Annotated in this window: 1 protein-coding gene; it reads left to right on the forward strand. The window is 44.0% G+C overall.

Annotated features, from left to right (window positions below; genetic code table 11):
• Positions 1-1,217: condensation domain-containing protein (locus tag Q0779_RS23615; protein ID WP_298776709.1), on the forward strand; the 1,217-nt coding region annotated here is incomplete at both ends.

The raw sequence follows: 1,217 nt of genomic DNA on the forward strand, positions 1-1,217 counted from the left end.
TTATGGTTTATTGAGCAATTTGAGGGAGGCAGTGATGCTTATCATATGCCTTATTTGGTGCGCTTACGGGCGACAACTAAACCTGATTTATTGCTAGCTGCGATGAATCAACTTGCTACACGCCACCCTGTGCTTAACAGTCTTTATTTAGAAACTGACTCGGGTGAGGCCTATACCCAAGTAAGGGAGAGTGGGCTGGCTTATCAAGTGCGGCAATGTGCGTCGCACGCTGAATTTGAACAGCTTGTCAGGTTAGACATTCAAACGCCATTTGAATTAAGCGAGCAAGCTCCGCTGCGTTTATGCCGTTATGATGTGGATGACCGTTGCTACTTGTTATTGCTGTGGCATCACATTGCTTTTGATGGCTGGTCATCAGAGATTTTTATGGATGAGCTACTGACTTGTTATCAGGCGCTTGATGCAGGCATTGAGCCTGAGCTGTCAACATTGTCGATTAGTTATGCGGATTTTGCTTGTTGGCAAAGAGAGTATTTACAAGGTGAGGTGTTAAACACTCAGCTTGATTATTGGCGTACTCAATTAACAGAACTAGAAAGCTTGAATTTACCCATAGACAAGTTACGACCCGCACAGGTTAATTACCGAGGTGCAGACTATCATCAGCCGCTAAGTGTGTCTTTATCCAATGACTTGCGGGCTTTGGCAAAAGCACAGAATACAACGCTATTTACGGTCATGTTGAGTGGGTTTTATGTCACCTTGAGTCAGCTTTGCAATCAAGAAGACATTATCATTGGAGTGCCATCGGATAATCGGCATTTAGCGCAAACCCAATCTTTGGTTGGTTTCTTTGTTAACTCGTTGGCGTTAAGAGCACAAGTCTCGCCTCATTTGAGCTGTGCTGAGTTAATAGCCCAAGTGCAAAGGTGTCTACAAGGGGCAAAAATTCATCAAGAGCTGCCCTTTGAGAAGCTGGTGAGTGAATTGGGTATTGAGCGCTGTTTGTCGCGGCACCCGATTTTTCAGGTGATGTTTAGCGTACAAAGTTTTAATACACTATGCCGAAAAAAAGAGGCGCTGTTTGATGAATTTAGCTTGTCTAACGGCGCACTATTATCTTCGGCTAAACATGATTTGAGCGTGTTTGTTGATGACGGAGATGACGCCATTAGCATTCAGTGGAACTATGCACTGAGTTTGTTTGAAGCAAGCAGTATAAAGGGGTTTGCTGAGCAGTATCAAAGGGCCTTATT

The sequence above is a fragment of the uncultured Shewanella sp. genome (genome assembly GCF_947491715.1).
Taxonomy (GTDB): Bacteria; Pseudomonadota; Gammaproteobacteria; order Enterobacterales; family Shewanellaceae; genus Shewanella.